The organism is Mucilaginibacter gossypiicola, from assembly GCF_900110105.1.
Lineage (GTDB): Bacteria > Bacteroidota > Bacteroidia > Sphingobacteriales > Sphingobacteriaceae > Mucilaginibacter > Mucilaginibacter gossypiicola.
Genome location: NZ_FOCL01000008.1, coordinates 130,366 through 146,304, shown reverse-complemented (window position 1 = coordinate 146,304; position 15,939 = coordinate 130,366). Strand labels below are relative to the sequence as shown.

The 15,939-nt window shown below is 42.0% G+C and carries 15 protein-coding genes; 7 read left to right on the top strand and 8 right to left on the bottom strand.

All coding sequences use genetic code 11. The annotated features are described in order from the left end of the window. Positions 1 to 6: 6 nt before the first annotated feature. Together BMX50_RS23895 and BMX50_RS23890 are read right to left on the bottom strand one after the other, a co-directional pair. The gene (locus tag BMX50_RS23895) at positions 7 to 888 is read right to left on the bottom strand and encodes a hypothetical protein (RefSeq protein ID WP_091215410.1); all 882 of its coding nucleotides are present in this window, start codon (positions 886 to 888) and stop codon (positions 7 to 9) included. Then, positions 889 to 1,851, bottom strand: a complete 963-nt coding sequence (locus BMX50_RS23890) for a stage II sporulation protein M (protein ID WP_091215405.1) — start codon at positions 1,849 to 1,851, stop codon at positions 889 to 891. It lies immediately after the preceding gene. Positions 1,852 to 1,940: 89 nt separating this feature from the next. On the opposite strand from BMX50_RS23890, the gene BMX50_RS23885 reads away from it, so the two are divergent. Continuing rightward, the gene (locus BMX50_RS23885; protein ID WP_091215400.1) at positions 1,941 to 2,675 is read left to right on the top strand and encodes an RDD family protein; all 735 of its coding nucleotides are present in this window, start codon (positions 1,941 to 1,943) and stop codon (positions 2,673 to 2,675) included. Here the strand turns inward: BMX50_RS23885 and BMX50_RS23880 are convergent. Continuing rightward, on the bottom strand, positions 2,669 to 3,010 hold the full coding sequence (locus BMX50_RS23880; protein WP_091216130.1) for a DUF2752 domain-containing protein: 342 nt from the start codon (positions 3,008 to 3,010) through the stop codon (positions 2,669 to 2,671). The genes BMX50_RS23885 and BMX50_RS23880 overlap by 7 nt on opposite strands. A 17-nt stretch (positions 3,011 to 3,027) precedes the next feature. Beyond that, positions 3,028 to 3,501: a DUF5684 domain-containing protein gene (locus BMX50_RS23875; RefSeq protein ID WP_208864787.1), complete on the bottom strand. Its 474-nt coding sequence runs from the start codon at positions 3,499 to 3,501 to the stop codon at positions 3,028 to 3,030. Positions 3,502 to 3,641: 140 nt separating this feature from the next. On the opposite strand from BMX50_RS23875, the gene BMX50_RS23870 reads away from it, so the two are divergent. Continuing rightward, complete coding sequence (locus tag BMX50_RS23870; protein ID WP_091215395.1) at positions 3,642 to 5,069, top strand: L-serine ammonia-lyase; 1,428 nt, start codon at positions 3,642 to 3,644, stop codon at positions 5,067 to 5,069. A 235-nt stretch (positions 5,070 to 5,304) separates the two neighbouring features. On the opposite strand, the gene BMX50_RS23865 is transcribed toward BMX50_RS23870, so the two are convergent. The 3 genes from BMX50_RS23865 to BMX50_RS23855 are packed head-to-tail and all read right to left on the bottom strand — an operon-like array spanning position 5,305 to position 7,420. Further along, positions 5,305 to 6,024, bottom strand: a complete 720-nt coding sequence (locus BMX50_RS23865) for an SGNH/GDSL hydrolase family protein (protein WP_208864786.1) — start codon at positions 6,022 to 6,024, stop codon at positions 5,305 to 5,307. Continuing rightward, positions 6,024 to 6,779, bottom strand: coding sequence for a lipoyl(octanoyl) transferase LipB (gene lipB, locus BMX50_RS23860; protein WP_091215391.1), 756 nt, complete (start codon positions 6,777 to 6,779; stop codon positions 6,024 to 6,026). The genes BMX50_RS23865 and lipB overlap by 1 nt, the downstream gene beginning before the upstream one ends. After that, complete coding sequence (locus BMX50_RS23855) at positions 6,779 to 7,420, bottom strand: 4'-phosphopantetheinyl transferase family protein (protein ID WP_091215387.1); 642 nt, start codon at positions 7,418 to 7,420, stop codon at positions 6,779 to 6,781. Before BMX50_RS23855 ends, lipB begins: the two co-directional genes overlap by 1 nt. Positions 7,421 to 7,632: 212 nt before the next feature. Here BMX50_RS23855 and dcd point away from each other — a divergent pair, with 212 nt between their 5' ends. The 3 genes from dcd (at position 7,633) to BMX50_RS23840 (ending at position 13,921) form a co-directional block, all read left to right on the top strand. Continuing rightward, on the top strand, positions 7,633 to 8,169 hold the full coding sequence (dcd, locus tag BMX50_RS23850) for a dCTP deaminase (RefSeq protein WP_091215382.1): 537 nt from the start codon (positions 7,633 to 7,635) through the stop codon (positions 8,167 to 8,169). 161 nt (positions 8,170 to 8,330) lie between these two features. Beyond that, positions 8,331 to 11,048 (top strand): alpha-2-macroglobulin family protein, encoded by a 2,718-nt coding sequence (locus tag BMX50_RS23845; RefSeq protein ID WP_091215379.1) that lies wholly within the window; start codon positions 8,331 to 8,333, stop codon positions 11,046 to 11,048. Between the two features lie 77 nt (positions 11,049 to 11,125). Further along, a complete protein-coding gene (locus tag BMX50_RS23840) occupies positions 11,126 to 13,921 on the top strand; it encodes a hypothetical protein (protein WP_091215374.1) in 2,796 nt (931 codons plus the stop codon). A gap of 83 nt (positions 13,922 to 14,004) precedes the next feature. Here the strand turns inward: BMX50_RS23840 and BMX50_RS34775 are convergent, their stop codons facing one another. Then, the gene (locus BMX50_RS34775; protein WP_208864785.1) at positions 14,005 to 14,880 is read right to left on the bottom strand and encodes a hypothetical protein; all 876 of its coding nucleotides are present in this window, start codon (positions 14,878 to 14,880) and stop codon (positions 14,005 to 14,007) included. 99 nt (positions 14,881 to 14,979) lie between these two features. Between BMX50_RS34775 and BMX50_RS23830 the strand changes: the two genes are divergently transcribed. Next, on the top strand, positions 14,980 to 15,261 hold the full coding sequence (locus BMX50_RS23830; RefSeq protein WP_091215366.1) for an ATP-dependent Clp protease adaptor ClpS: 282 nt from the start codon (positions 14,980 to 14,982) through the stop codon (positions 15,259 to 15,261). A gap of 18 nt (positions 15,262 to 15,279) precedes the next feature. Continuing rightward, positions 15,280 to 15,828, top strand: a complete 549-nt coding sequence (locus BMX50_RS23825; protein WP_208864784.1) for a histidine phosphatase family protein — start codon at positions 15,280 to 15,282, stop codon at positions 15,826 to 15,828. The last annotated feature ends 111 nt before the right edge of the window (positions 15,829 to 15,939 follow it).

Sequence of the window (15,939 nt, the reverse complement as noted above, 5' to 3'; positions counted from 1 at the left end):
GCTTAATCAATATTGTTCGGCAGGCAGATCATCGGCCTTATCGGTATGCGTACCAAACATTTCTATACGCTCTAATATCCCAGTCCCATCTTTTCTTTCCTCCAGGTTAAAATAACATAGCGCAATAGCTATGCTCGGAATAGTATAGGTAAGCATCAGGATGTTTTGAAGCATGCTGAAAAATATCATGATTGGCCATGAAAGATATTTCATTGACACAAAAGGGCGTAGCGAAGAAACCAACGCCAGTGGCACTGAAGCAATTGAACCGCATACGCTCACAATAAGCGAGCAAACAAACATGATCCCAAACACCGTCCACCAGTAATCTTTTATAAGTTTAAAGCTTTTGTTAAAAGAGTAGTTGAAGCTGGCATTTTCCATAACCATTATGGGTAGCACCAGGTAAAAAATATTCATCAGGTATATGCCGGGTATAACGCAAAACAGCAGCCCCAGGCAAGCTAAAATCAACAATAGAAAGGCCGATCCCAATGAGCGGAAAAAGTAATGTTTAAAATAATTCCAAACATCCTGCGGGGTTGGCTTTTCCTCTTTTTTTTCCAGGTAAACGGCTACAAAACAAAGGGAGGTGAGATAAACAAAAAACTGGCTCAATACGGTTACCAGGCCATTTGCAATAACGCCCAAACCTACATTAAGACCACTACTACTATAGTCGGATACTTGATTTGAATCTGCACCTACACCCTCATAAATAGAAATTTGTGAAAATGCGGTAGTCACCGTTCCCATCAGCACAAAAAAGCCACAGATAATAAGCAATGACGAAAAAAGCGGTTTGAAATTTTGTTTCAGAAAGGTGAAGGTGTCATTTATTATTTCGCCGAAATCACGGATCCTCCTCAGTTCAATAATATATTTCATTTAATGATCGGTGTTAATATAGCTTAGGCTTTTATTCAATTTTGCAGGATACAGTATTACATACCATATCACAAACGCCAACGATGACGCTAATATAATAATACTTAACCAAACAGGCATTTCGGTATGGCGTGTTACAAAGCTTTCAAAAAAAGCAGCTAAAAGTATAATGGGGATAAGGCCTATCGTAATTTTCAATCCCTCCAGGGCCCCTTTCTTTAATGATTGCATCCGGGTATACGTTTTAGGGAACAATAAACTGTTACCAAGCACCAGCCCTGCGCCACCGGCTACAATAAATGACGACATTTCGAGTGTGCCATGAATCCAGATCACCAGTATGGATTGGATGCCCAACCCCTTGCTGAAAAAATAGTATTGAAATGAGCCCAACATAACCCCGTTCATCAAGCTGGCATACAATGAGCCTACCGAAAAAAATATGCCCATTACAAAAAAGCGCAGCTCTACGTATACGTTATTGATAGCTATCATCAAAAACATCAAACCCGATGAGGTGCTTTTGTAAACACCAAAGGGATCCCCTTTGGCGATGTTATCATTGGTCATATTCACATAATCATCGCCTAAGATAAGCCGCACAAAATGATTATCATATTTAGCCGAAAGAACGCCCATGCAGGTAAAAACCAAAAAAAAGATGAGCGAATACAATAGCTGCCTGCGGTGCTGAAAAAAAAGCATAGGTAATTCGTATCGCCAGAAAGTTGCGAACCGGTTGCTTTTCTCCTTCTGATTTTTGTAGATATCCTGGTGAAAGGTTGATGCAAGCCCGTTCAGGTATTTTGTTGTATTAGATTGCGGGAAGAAAGTTTTGGCGTACGCCAGGTCATCGGTAATGGCTATAAATGCGGCGGCAAGCTCGTCCGGATCGGTTGGCTTATTAATTTCATAGGCTTTCCATTTTTCGGTATTTTGTTTGATAAACAGCGCCTCACGCATTTTAAAGTCAGGTTTTATTTTTTGTTAAAATACTCACAAATCTTTAATATGCAATCATATTTTACACTAACAAATTTATCTTTGTTAAGATGCAAACCATAACCGTACACACAACACAAAATATTGATATAGACTACGAGATAGCCGGTATTGGCGAACGTATAGTTGCCCGCATAATTGATTACGCTATCTTCATCTCCTTTTATTTCATCTTTATTTTTCTGATCATCGGCAAAATGCCCGAAAGTGCACTGATCATATGTGCGATTATCATGGCAACCATATTTGTGTTTTACGATTTGATTTGCGAAACGCTGCTTAATGGCCAAAGCGTTGGCAAGCGGATTATGAAAATACGGGTGATCAGCCTTAACGGTAACCGCCCCCGTTTTGGCCAATACCTGTTAAGATGGTTGATGCGGATGGTGGACTTTGGCATCACCCTTAACCTGGGGGCACTGCTTTGTGCGTTGGTGACCGAAAATGGTCAGCGTATAGGTGATCTGGTTGCCGGAACAGCCATGGTAAAAACACATCCGCGCACTAAGATAGATAGCCTGACATTCAGGCCTGCCGACGACGGTTATGAACCTATTTTTAAAGAAGTAGCCGATTTAAATGATAATGATGCAAGGCTTATAGCCGATGTAATACATAATTACATGAAAACGCATAATGCTATGGTGGTTTACAACATGGCGCTCAAATTAAAAGAGCATCTGAAAATATCCACATTACCACCTGACATGAACGATCTGCAGTTTTTACAGGCCATTATCAAAGATTACAGCCATGTAAGCGCCATGTCTGAGCCTTATCAATAAGCCACATGACCATAAAGATGCCACATCTTTATAACATAGCTGATCAATACGATACTGCCATTGATCATGAAGACAGTTTTCTTGATAACCGCCTTATCATTATCAAGTTTAAAAATAACATCGGCTATGCCGTAGATAAAAAACAGGATCAGCGGAATTGTTGCAGGATATAAAAAGAAGCTTTTTTGAAGATCGCCCCGAATGAGGGCTATTACCGAGCGTTGAAAACCACAGCCCGGACAATCAATACCGGTAAGATATTTAAATGGACAAGGTATTAAATGCCCCTGCAGCCAGTGGATAAACCCTAACCGGCTGCAGGATACACTTATCATAAAATTATTTAACCCCATTAATAGTTTTGTGGGGGAGGATTTTGATTATTAAACGGATCGCGGTAATCGTTTGGATTAAATGAATTAGCTTGTGCTTCCTTGGCAGATGGTCCTAAATATTGAGCACTGCTGAAAGCTAATATCGGAAAAAATATAAAAGGTAAAATGAGCAAACCAACGGTAAAACCTTCACTTTTGCCAAAACTTTTGCTTAGTAAATTTACCATCCAAATTGCAAAAATAATATTAGCACAAGGCACCAGTAGTAATATAGCTAACCACCACATCGGTTTGCCAATTATCTCAAGCCATACAATAGTACTATAGATAGGAATAATAGCAGCCCAACCGGGTTTGCCGGCTTTTGTGTAAATCTTCCACATACTGATAATGGATATTAAGGCAACAATTAATATTGGTATTAAGATAGCGCCCATTAATGCAGCAAAAACGCCACCTGACATGTCGGAAGATGAAGTGTAAGAATCCATAGTTTTGTTTAGTGTTTAAGTTTTATGGTTTTTGTTTGTTTAAGTTTACTGCAAATTATAAATTATTTCTTTCAAAACTATAAGGGGCAACGCATTTATTACAGCGCATGTAATTATAATTTATCCTTAATTTTGGCTTGATGCAAAGAGAACAGATTTCGGTTTTTGATATGTTTAAGATAGGCATAGGCCCGTCAAGTTCGCATACGCTTGGTCCCTGGCGGGCTGCGCAGCAGTTTGTGCAGTCGCTTGAGCAACAGAGGGTACTGCCAATAGTGCAACAGGTTAAGATATTATTATATGGCTCATTAGCCAAAACCGGCCATGGGCACGGCACGGACATAGCTATACTATTAGGCTTAAGCGGTGATGACCCGGTTACTTTTGAGGTTGACCAGGTAACACCCAAAATTGAACACATCAAAAGTTCGCATCAGTTAATATTAGGTGGTGTATTGCCAGTGAGTTTTTATGCTGAAGAGGACCTGATGTTTTTATTCAATGAAAGTTTACCTTATCATCCAAATGCCGTAACATTTCAGGCTTTTTTAAATACAGGTAAGGCCGTATCAGAAACTTATTATTCCATAGGTGGTGGCTTTGTGGTAAAAGAAGGCGATTCGGGGCAATCAAAAACAGAGGTTGACCTCCCCTTTCCAATTGATACAGCCGCCGATCTGCTGCATTGGTGTATTAAAACAGGTCTCCGGATCTCCGAAGTGGTGGCCGAAAACGAGCTGGCCTGGCGCAGCGAGCAGGAAACACGCACGGGCGCATTAAATATTTTCAGGGCACTAAAAGAGTGCATATACAGGGGGTGCCATACCACAGGCCAACTACCCGGCGGATTAAATGTGGCAAGACGCGCCGCCAAATTAAATGCAAAACTCATCGGCAATAATAAGTACAGCAATTATGACGAATGGGTAGCAGCCATCAGAAATACCGGCGACAGCTTTAAAAACACTTTAGACTGGGTAAGCTGTTTTGCATTAGCTGTTAATGAAGAGAATGCCTCGTTCGGCCGTGTGGTAACTGCGCCAACAAATGGTGCAGCGGGGGTTATTCCCGCAGTACTGCAATATTACATTGCTTTTTGCGATGGTAATACCGATCAAAAGATCATCAATTTTTTATTTACTGCCAGCGAGATCGGGAGTATCTTTAAAAAAGGCGCTACCATATCAGCCGCTATGGGCGGTTGCCAGGCCGAAATTGGCGTATCATCTGCTATGGCTGCGGCAGCATTGACCGAGTGTATGGGTGGCACCCAGCGCCAGGTACTTATGGCCGCCGAAATAGCCATGGAACACCACCTCGGCCTCACCTGCGACCCTATTGGCGGCCTCGTACAAGTTCCCTGCATTGAGCGGAACACCATGGGGGCTATTAAGGCCATAACAGCATCACAGCTGGCGTTACAAAGTAATCCCGAAAAAGCCAAGGTAAGTCTTGATGCCGTGGTAAAAACCATGTGGCAAACAGCTCTGGATATGAACTCGAAATACAAGGAAACAAGTGACGGCGGGCTGGCGATCAATATCCCGATCAGTTTGCCGGAGTGTTAGATAATTGATTAAATCAAGGCGCGTTTTACTGATCAGTTAAGCTTTCAGCTTAACTGATCAGTAATTAGCTTAATGATCCCTGAAGCAGGATGCTTCCACTATTTAAGGACGAAGTTACGCTATCGCTAAACTTCGACCAGTGTAAGAAAGCAATCCCCGATTAGCAGGTCCGCCCTGTAAAGTTAGCGATTGCTTCGTTCCTCGCAATGACGCGGGTTTTAAGATTTTTAAATGTCTACTTCTTCGCAAAAACAGCGCCTACATCTACTTTCAGTTTATCAACCCACATCCCGTACATTTTACCTGATGGATGCAAACCATCACTCGCCAGTAAAGTAAGATCATTTGCTGCCAATTTAGAAATGCCGGTAATTTCAACATAATTAACTTTGGCATTGGCGCTTATTTCACGGTTAATATTATTGAACTGGTCAATTTCGGGGCCGATTGTAGCTTCTTTTCCCTGTGCATAGGGCGTAACGCCATAATCCGGAATAGACAGTACAAATACATGCTCCCTGATACCGCCAGCAAACTTGATAGCCGTATTTAAAACCTGCTCAAACTTAATCCGGTAATTTTCCTGGCTTAAGCCCCCGTATTGATCGTTAACCCCTATCAGCAAGGTCACAACATCATAAGTATTACTTTTGATATCACTTTTATCAATGGCATTAATCAGTTCGTCAGTTGTCCAGCCGGTGCGGGCAATAATTGTGGGTGCATTCACTTTAAAACCTTGTAACTGATTGGCCAGCTGATTAGGAAATGCCTGCTCCGGCGGAACAGACTGGCCTATGGTGTATGAATCGCCGAGGGCAAGGTATGTTAAGGTATCCTGTATCACTGTAACTGGTTTTGACGGGGGATTATAATCAACCGGCGCAGGAGCATTTTTTCCTGCACAGGCAGATAACGTGAATGCTGTTAGTAAACTTAAAATTAATCCCTTCATTATAATATCTCCATACCAAAAAGTACGGAAATATGATGTTTCAGGATTTTTTTAACTTCATTAATATCAACCTCGTGCCCAAGTTCTTGTTGTATAGAGGTAACAGCTTTATCATCGATACCGCAAGGCACTATATTTTTAAAATAACTCAGATCGGTATTTACATTAAGCGCGAGGCCGTGCATAGTTACCCAGCGGCTGCATCGCACCCCCATGGCGCATATTTTACGGGCTTTTTCATTATCGGCGTCAAACCAAACGCCGGTGTATCCCTCATACCGCCCGGCCTTCAGCCCGAAATCGGCAAGAGTAAGGATCACCGCTTCTTCCAGTGTACGGAGGTACAGGTGGATATCGGTAAAAAAATTATCGAGATCGAGTATCGGGTATGACACAATTTGACCGGGGCCATGGTAGGTAATATCTCCGCCCCTGTTTATAGGATAATAAACCGCATGCTTTTCTTTCAATCCCTCTTCATCTAATAATAAGTGCTCGGGCTTACCACTTTTACCAAGTGTGTACACGTGCGGATGCTCGCAAAACACCAGGTAGTTAAAGGTCTCGTCAGCTTCGATGGTATCGTAGGCCACAGTAGTTCCGGCATTTTTAGCGGCTGCTTCATAGGCGGTTTCACGGTTACGATTATCGATTTTGGTTTTAACCGTTTCACCAAAAATAGTCTCCTGTTTATCCCAGGCCTGCTGGTAGTCGATCAGGCCCCAATCCTGGAAAAATACTTTCTTGTTTTTCATTACTCCCCCTTTACGTAGCCTATCATATAATCTTCATACTGAAGATAGCCAACAGTATAATCAATGGTTTTATCTTTTTTATTTAACTGCGCATTCACCACACCATGGTGTTCAAATTGAAACGGCTCCAGGAAAATGTTGTCAGCAAATGAAACTTCTTTTTGTCCATTGCATTTATAAACAGCCTCCTTGGCACACCAGCAAACATATAGTTGTTCAATTTTTTGCGGACCACTTATAAATTTCAGTTCCTCTTTACGCATAAACTTGTTGGCAATACGCTCAACTTTTTGTTTGATCTGTTCAATATCAATCCCAACCTTATGCGTTTTGCTGATCATTACAGCAGCATAGTCAAACGAATGGCTTAACGAGATATGGTAAGGGAGATTTACCAGGTAGGGTTTGCCGTGCTCATCAACCTTACAGTCAATATATTCATCGGTATGCAGCATTTTACGTAGCAGCACGCGGGTGCCCAGCCAATGCAAATGGCGCTTACCATTGCTCAGGCTCTCCACAAAATCCTTTTCCTGCTGGTTAAGTTGTAACTGGCTATACAGGTCTGTAGCCTCCTCCTCGATACGCCAGAGTGCAAACTCGGTATCATCATCAATACGCTGCCTGTATGCTATCGCCATAAAAGTAAAATTGCAAAATAGGTTGCAAACATATGTCAAAAAAATTTAAATAATATAAGCGCAGTCACATATTCATAATTAGCTGAAGTATATGAGGTTTAGTGGCTATTTACGCGCTATCTGAACGTATTTTGCAGGCCTATATTGTTTATAAAAGCCGGCGGCAATTGGGCTAATTTTCATAATTTAGCGCCTGCAATAATCTGCCCCGTATGATACTATCTGATAAGCGCATCCTCGAAGAAATTGAACAAGGCCACATCATTATTGAACCATTTAACCGCGAATACCTGGGTACCAACTCATACGATGTGCATTTGGGTAAATACCTGGCTACCTACCGCAACAGGGTTCTTGATGCTAAAGTTCATAACGAGATAGATGGCTTTGAAATTCCGAAAGATGGTTTTGTACTACAGCCAAACACGCTTTACCTGGGTGTAACAATGGAATACACCGAAACCCACCGCCATGTACCATTTTTAGAAGGTAAATCAAGCACCGGGCGTTTAGGTATTGATATCCATGCAACCGCAGGTAAGGGAGATGTTGGTTTTTGCAATACCTGGACACTTGAAATTTCATGTGCCCAGCCGGTACGCATTTACCCGGGAATGCCAATAGGTCAGCTTATTTATTTTGTAGTTGAGGGAGAGATCGAAACATTATACAACAGCAAAACAAATGCTAAATACAACAACCCCACCACACGCCCTGTTGAAAGTATGATGTGGAAGAACAAGTGGTAGTCTTAAATATGTGGTCATAAGTTCTAAGTCTGAAAAAAGGAGCGTTCGACTGGTGACTTTCGACTTAGAATTACAGACTTAGTATTAAATAACAGTATCATAGTTGTTATAAATACGTAAATACTTTTTGCGTATCTTGGTAGTTCAAGATTTACCTTTATATGAACTTCAAACGCCTACCTATTGGGATCCTTATCACCCTTATTGTTGGTGCTACTTTAGCTTTTATAAAACCCGATGATGAGCTGGTAACCAGGATCATTGCACAGCTTGATAAATGGCGTACTGAGCATCCACAGGAAAAAGTTTACCTGCACTTTGATAAACCCAGTTATGCTATTGGTGAGGATATCTGGTTTAAGGCCTATGTCACCATCGGCAGCGAGCATAAACTTTCTGCTTACAGCGAAACCCTTAACGTTGACCTCATTGATGATAAAGACTCGGTAAAACGCAGCCTTAAACTCCCGCTAACAGCCGGCCTGGCAGCAGGCGATTTTGCACTGGCCGACAGTATGGAGGAAGGCAACTATCGTATCCGCGCTTACACCAACTGGATGCGCAATGAAGGTGAGGCTTATTTCTTCAATAAAACCATAACCGTAGTAAATGGCGTAAGTAACAAAGTTTTCACCAAAACCGCCTATACTTACGATACCTCAAGCGGCAAACAGAAAGTAACTGCAGTAATTACTTATACCGACTTAAACGGTATAGCCTATACTAACAAGCCTGTAAATTATGAGGTTGTGATAAATGGCAAATCCATCTCAAAGGGAAAAGGCATAACCGATGATAAAGGTAACCTCACGGCAACTTTCATTACTAATCAACCGGTTTCTATAACAACAGGCCATATCAGTACCGAGCTTAAACTGGATGAAAAGCACACTGTTACCAAAGCTGTGCCAATAAAAACGCTATCCAATAAGGTTGATATTCAGTTTTTCCCTGAAAGCGGAAATTTAATTAATGACATTTTTGAAAAAGTAGCCTTTAAAGCTGTAGGAGCTGACGGTTTAGGCGTTGACGTTAAAGGATTTATTGCTGACGATCAAAACAACCAGATTGCCCCCCTGGGTGCAAGTCATTTTGGCATGGGCACCATAAACTTTCAACCAGAAAGCGGCAGGACATACAAAGCGCATGTTACCTATGCCGACGGCTCTGAAGGCATTTTCGATCTGCCCAAAGCGGTTGACAATGGTTATGTATTAAGTGTTAACAGCATCCGTGACGACAAGGTGTTTGTATCTATTGTTCCGGGTAAAAATTCCACTAACGGCACAGCTTCGTTATCGGGCTTAACATTGATAGCACAATCGGGCGGGGAACTTTGCTATGCCGGTAAAAGTAAGGATGGCGCAACATCCTTTTCGGCTGCTATCCCGAAAGATAAATTTCCATCGGGCATGGTACAGTTTACCTTGTTTTCGGCAAGCGGCGAGCCTTTGAATGAGCGATTGATTTTTGTTCAAAATCCCGACCAGCTTAAGCTTGCCGTAACAACCGAAAAACAAAGCTACAAGCCCCGCGAAAAAGTGACCGTCAACCTTAACGCTAAAAACAGCGATGACAAACCGGTTGTGGGCAGTTTTTCGGCTTCGGTTATTGATGAATCAAAAGTTAGTACGGATGAGGCAAACGAAATTTCAATCTGTTCAACCTTGCTGCTAACCTCCGATTTAAAAGGATATATAGAAAAACCTAACTACTATTTTACCAATGTAAGCAACGAAACCAAAGCCAACCTGGATGTGTTGATGCTTACCCAGGGCTACCGCAGATTTGAATGGAAACAACTACTTGCTGATAAATTTACACCGATAGTTTTCAAGCCCGAAAAATCATTGGAAGTAACCGGTCATCTCAAAACCTTTGGCGGTAAACCTGTGCCTAACGGTAAGGTTACCTTGTTTTCATCATCAGGAGGAACTTTTATTATTGATACTGTGGCTGATGCTGATGGCAAATTCACATTTAAAGACCTTGTTTTCAGGGACAGTATCAAATTTGTGATCCAGGCCCGCACCGCGAAAGACCGCAAAAATCTGGATATCACCCTCGACAATATAAGCCCTCAACCTGTTGGGCCCAACAAAAATGCGCCAGATCTTCAGGTGAACATCAATGATGGGGCATCAGCTTATTTATTAAACAGTAAAAAGCTTTATGACGAGCAGGTAAAGTATGGCATAGGCAATCATACCATAGTACTGAAAGAGGTAGTGATTAAAGAGAAACGGGAAAACCCTTTTAAAAATTCAGCAAATCTGAATGGCCCCGGTAACGCAGATCAAACACTTACCAGTAAAGACCTGATGTACGGCGGCGGCATGCTTTCGCAAGTATTGCAGGGCAGACTTAATTTTGTAACATTCAGAAATGGTGTACCATATTCAACCCGAAGCCCAGGTACCCCAATGCAAATCGTTTTGGATGGCACGTATGTTGAATCCGATTTCCTGGACAACCTTACCCCAAGTGACATAGCAACCGTTGAAGTATTAAGGACGATTGGTAACACGGCTATCTATGGTTCAAGAGGCGGAGGTGGTGTTTTAGTAATTACTACCAAACGCGGCGGCGAAACTATTTATAATAGATATGCGCCGGGCATAGTTACTTATGCGCCTAAGGGATATTACAGAGCGAGGGAGTTTTATTCGCCTAAATATGATGATCCTAAAACCAATGCACAAATGCAGGACCTCCGCAGTACTATTTACTGGGCACCAGGTTTGTTAACCGATAAGGATGGCAATACATCAATGAGCTTTTTCAATGCTGATGCCAAAGGCTCTTACCGTGTAATAATTGAAGGTATCGATGCCGATGGTAAATTAGGCAGACAGGTTTACAGGTATAAGGTAGAGTAATATTATTTTTAGTGGTTATTATTAATCCTTTACGATATATTAGTGTCATAAAGGGATTAATAATTCCACTAAACCTTATGAGACATATACGTGCAAGTATTTCATTGCTATTATTGCTACTGAGTTTAAAATCATTTTCTCAAACCGATAGCAGTTTCCTAAAAAAGGCTGTAACATTATCAAATAAACAATTAACAGATAAGCCTGCTGAGAAAGTTTATCTGCACTTAGATAAGCCGTTTTACAATATCACAGATACTATATGGTTTAAGGTTTATACCGTTGCCGGCCCCGACCATCAATTGTCAGATATTAGCGGGGTTGTTCATGTTGAACTCATCAATGCCAAAGATTCCGTTGCACGACGGATCAATTTAAAACTCACCAACGGCGTTGCCTGGGGCGATTTTGTTTTGCCTGGCAATTATAAAGCAGGAAGCTATCGCTTAAGGGCTTATACAAACTGGATGCGAAACCCGGGGCTTGCAGCAATGTTTGATCAACGGCTGCAGGTAAACGGCCGTGTTGCTTTTGGACTCAACCAATCGCAGGCGCAACCTCCAGCAGAAAACAAGCCAGACGTTCAGTTTTTTGCAGAAGGGGGTAGTTTTATCAACGGACTAAGATCTAAAATCGCAGTGAAAGCCGTTGGCCAGGATGGGCTTGGACGCAATATCAAAGGCTCAATAGTTGATAGCGATGGCAATGAAGTTGCCGAATTTGAAACTACACACCTGGGCATGGGTTTATTTGCACTAATGCCGCAGCCCGGAAAAACCTATAAAGCCAAAATAACAACCGATGGTGCTATTCCTTTCACCGTCGACCTGCCCAAAGCCAACGATGAAGGCTTTACCATGACTGTCAACAACAGGCTTGCCGATAGCGTAGCTATCAAAATAACTGCTTCGTCTAAAACATTCGGTTCAAAACAGCACTCATATTATTACCTGGTTGGGCAATCGGCCGGAAAAGTGTATTATACTACTTCGTTTAAACTTGAAGATGCTGGTTATTCATTTAAAATAGAAAAGAAGCGCTTCCCATCGGGCATAGCCCAATTTACGTTATTGGGTGCCGATGCAGAACCACTTAACGAACGGATAGCTTTTATACGTACCAACGATACCTTAAAACTGAAATTGAATATTGCCGCTCAAAAATTTTCTTCGCGAAAAGAGGTTTCTGTAGTCACGGAGGCTGTTAATAATGCCAATAAACCCGTGATAGGGGCGTTTTCTGTTTCAGTAATAAATGAAAGCCGCATCCCTTATGATCAAAATGCCGAAAGTACCATTCTGAATAACTTATTACTGACATCTGATCTTAAAGGTAATATCGAGCAACCTAATTACTATTTTAATAATGTTACTGATAAAACCGAGAGCGATTTGGATATGCTCATGCTTACACAAGGCTATCGCGGCTTTGAATGGCGCAAAACATTAAGCGAAAAGCAGGAGCAGCCAAGTTTTAAAGCCGAAAACTCGCTGAGCCTTGCAGGTGCGTTGCAAACGCCTGGTGGTAAACCCATACCCAACGGCAAGGTAACCTTAATGGGAAATAGGGAAGCCTTTTTTGCAGACACGACAGCCGACATGAATGGAGATTTTAAATTTGAAGACGTTGACGTTTCCGATACTTCACACTTATTGGTACAGGCTCGTAAGCAAAACGATGGAAAAAATGTGACCATTTTTGTTAAACAACCTGATTATCCTAAAGTTGAGCAACTAAGCGGTATTATAACTAAGTGGCAGCAACCTTCCATAACGGAACTATTGGCATCTTCTCTCCAACAAAAAAAAGATTCAATAAAAAACGGAGTTGTTCTCCAAGAAGTGGTGGTCAAAGATAAAAAACCATTTAAACCCAATCAGTTTAACGGCGATAATTCATACCAGCAGCGCGCGGTTAATATGACCAAATTGCGAGGGTACAACGATTCTTCATTAAAAGATGGTTTATACATGGTTGAACCACTTGCACATATCGATATATCTGCATCAAACAAAGACATATTGAACGGAAACGGAATAATCATAGTTGACGGCGCAGCAACAGATGCATCAATGCTCTCAACTTACAAGGTTAGCGAGATAGAAAGTGTGAGTTTAATATGGCAACCACCAATTATCGAATCAAAACACCCACTAATTTATATCACCACTAAAAGATATGCCGGCACCGATACAACGGTGTTAAAAGAAGTTAATATCCGTTCAACAAAAACAAACAAATCAAGTTACAAAGGTTACTCAGCCGGTAAATTAGGCCCTCAACCCGATCAAATTATCATGGGTGAAAAACTTACAGGATGCATCAAACTTTCAGACTGTTTAAGGAATAAAGTTTTTGGAGTCCTGTTTGACGTAAATGGCAATCCAACCAACAGCCGCAACAGCAAAAAAATGGCGGTTATTCTCAATGGCGCTATATTAGATGGCAGTGCACTGGATAACGTTAGCGCAGCGGATGTTTATAGTGTAGAGGTTTTACGGGGAGCCTCATATGCAGCAACCATAGGTTCGGAATTTCCGGGCGGCGCTTTAGCAATTACAACTAAGCAAGGCGAAAGCAGCTATGTAACCGGCAGCAGCTCATCTTCGGGCGTGATAACCTATCCGTTTAAAGGTTTTTATAAAGCCCGCACATTTTATTCGCCTAAATACACAGCAGCAAACATTAATACTAACATTCCTGATTACCGTACAACAATTTTCTGGGAGCCTAATATCGTTACCAATGCTGATGGGGAGGCCTCGTTCAGTTACTTTAATGCCGACACCCGGGGTATTTACAGGGTAACTATAGAGGGCATTGATGCCAATGGCAATTTAGGAAGACAGGTTTATAGATATAAGGTGGAGTAGATTAAGTCGGCAGTCTTTAGTCGGAAAGTCCGGAAGATTTAAGTGTATCTTAAACCTTTCGGACTTTATTGTTTGAACCAAACTTATTTCGTGCTCAAATAATACTTCTCCCAAAAATCAACTGACTTTGACATCTCGCCTGAACCGCCTGCAACACCACGTCCTGCACCGCCGCCCATGCCTCCGCGACCGCCTCTTCCTCCGCGGCCACCACCCATGCCGCCTCCGCCGCCCATACCACCTCTTCCGCCGCGACCGCCTCCACCGCTAAAGCCTCCGCCGTCACCCTCTCCTGCACCACCGCCACCTGCAGGGCGCTGAAAACCATTGATTTTAAAATTAAAAGCCCATTCGCTCTTAAAGGTATCATTGCCGGCATGGAAAAAATTTAACGGAATTGCAACTTCATAAACCAGATCGCCATTGGCATCATAATTTATAGCAGTTTTTATTCCATAGGTATTTGACGTAGTGATCATATCGCCCTCAATATCCTTAAACCCAACAACTTTTATATAGCGCAACTTAGTGATACGCTCGCGCATTAATTCATCACGATCTGCCTGCGTAATTTCTCCGTCCCCATCTTTTGGTTTGGTAAATTCTGGTTTTTCATCCGGTGCAGCTAAAGGGAAAGTAAGGGTAAAACTGTCCTTCTTTTTTCCTTTAGGATCAATAGTTAAGGTTATGCCGGCATTCAACACCTTCATTTTATCAAGCCGGTCGCTCACCCGGATAGCAGCATACAGGAAATCTTTATCATTGGCCAGCGCATAATTCAGCTTTTTTTCTTCGTTATAATAACGCAGGCTATCACCCCATTCTTTCAGATCGCCATCAACATTAATATTGGCGGGCGGCCCCTGAAGGTTATTTTTAGTGCTTTGAGCGAACGAATGATGAGTTGTTAAGAGTTGCGCAGCTAACGCCAAAACCAAAGCCGGGTATGCTTTTTTCATGTGAATTTTTTTAGGGGTTATGTGTAACATGATTTTTAAGACCATGGAACACGATTTTAACACTTTTATTATTGTTTTTGAGTAAATTTGTAGTTACGTATGCCAACCGAAGTACAGGAAGAAACATTTACACTCGAGGAGTTACTTGCAGGACTTAAAGAGCTTCATCGTTTAATACTCTGGAACGATGATTTTAATACTTTTGACCACGTGATCCACTGCATGATGAAATACCTGGATTACTCAGAACCACAAGCCGAAAAGATAGCATGGAAAGTACACAACGAAGGCAAATGCGCCGTACTTGAAGGCTCTTTCACAGAAATGGAGATCTATCGCAAGATCCTCCAGCAGGAAGGCTTAACAGTTTCCGTAGAATAAACACTAAAAACAACCGGCATGATAAAAAAATTTCTTTTACTTTTTTTAATAGTCGGTTGGGCAAGTCTGACCGCCTGCGGCCAGGGTAAAAACCTGAAACTGGTATTCATCCGTCATGGCGAAAAGCCAGATGTTGGCGATAACCTTTCATGCGCCGGGTTTAACCGGGCGCTTAAACTGCCCGAGGTTTTAAAAGCCAAATTTGGCCTGCCCGATCATATTTATGTGCCGGCATTGAATTTGGGTAAATCCACCCCGCGCTCAAGGATGTTTCAAACCATATCTCCATTAGCGGTAAAATACAACCTGACCATCAATAGTAAGTTTCAGGAAGAGGACGCTAATGGTGTAGCTGATGACCTATCCTCCAAAAAAGGAACAATTCTTATTGTTTGGGAGCATAGCCAGATCAAACCCATACTAAAAGCTCTCGGCCTAAAAGTTAAAGACCTGCAATGGCCGGATGATGATTTCGACAGCATCTGGATAGTGACCTTCAAAAAAGGCAAGCCATCATTGGCAATGGATAAAGAAGGAATTACGCCGGTGGCAGGGTGTAGTTTTTAAATTGACGAAACTGTTAAAATCCCCCATGTCATTGCGAGGAGCAAGCCAGGGACTGTGAGCCAGGAGCAACGTGGCAATCTCGTAGCTATGCAAAGCGGATTTGCAATTTCG

Bases quoted from the DNA above. Each gene is read 5' to 3' on its own strand.
- BMX50_RS23845 (WP_091215379.1), top strand. From the start codon at position 8,331: ATGAACTTCAAACGCCTACCTATTGGGATCCTTATCACCCTTATTGTT.
- BMX50_RS23825 (WP_208864784.1), top strand. From the start codon at position 15,280: ATGATAAAAAAATTTCTTTTACTTTTTTTAATAGTCGGTTGGGCAAGT.
- dcd (WP_091215382.1), top strand. From the start codon at position 7,633: ATGATACTATCTGATAAGCGCATCCTCGAAGAAATTGAACAAGGCCAC.
- BMX50_RS23880 (WP_091216130.1), bottom strand. From the start codon at position 3,010: ATGATAAGTGTATCCTGCAGCCGGTTAGGGTTTATCCACTGGCTGCAG.
- BMX50_RS23865 (WP_208864786.1), bottom strand. From the start codon at position 6,024: ATGAAGGGATTAATTTTAAGTTTACTAACAGCATTCACGTTATCTGCC.
- lipB (WP_091215391.1), bottom strand. From the start codon at position 6,779: ATGAAAAACAAGAAAGTATTTTTCCAGGATTGGGGCCTGATCGACTAC.
- BMX50_RS23830 (WP_091215366.1), top strand. From the start codon at position 14,980: ATGCCAACCGAAGTACAGGAAGAAACATTTACACTCGAGGAGTTACTT.
- BMX50_RS34775 (WP_208864785.1), bottom strand. From the start codon at position 14,880: ATGAAAAAAGCATACCCGGCTTTGGTTTTGGCGTTAGCTGCGCAACTC.
- BMX50_RS23895 (WP_091215410.1), bottom strand. From the start codon at position 888: ATGAAATATATTATTGAACTGAGGAGGATCCGTGATTTCGGCGAAATA.
- BMX50_RS23885 (WP_091215400.1), top strand. From the start codon at position 1,941: ATGCAAACCATAACCGTACACACAACACAAAATATTGATATAGACTAC.
- BMX50_RS23855 (WP_091215387.1), bottom strand. From the start codon at position 7,420: ATGGCGATAGCATACAGGCAGCGTATTGATGATGATACCGAGTTTGCA.
- BMX50_RS23890 (WP_091215405.1), bottom strand. From the start codon at position 1,851: ATGCGTGAGGCGCTGTTTATCAAACAAAATACCGAAAAATGGAAAGCC.
- BMX50_RS23870 (WP_091215395.1), top strand. From the start codon at position 3,642: ATGCAAAGAGAACAGATTTCGGTTTTTGATATGTTTAAGATAGGCATA.
- BMX50_RS23875 (WP_208864787.1), bottom strand. From the start codon at position 3,501: ATGGATTCTTACACTTCATCTTCCGACATGTCAGGTGGCGTTTTTGCT.
- BMX50_RS23840 (WP_091215374.1), top strand. From the start codon at position 11,126: ATGAGACATATACGTGCAAGTATTTCATTGCTATTATTGCTACTGAGT.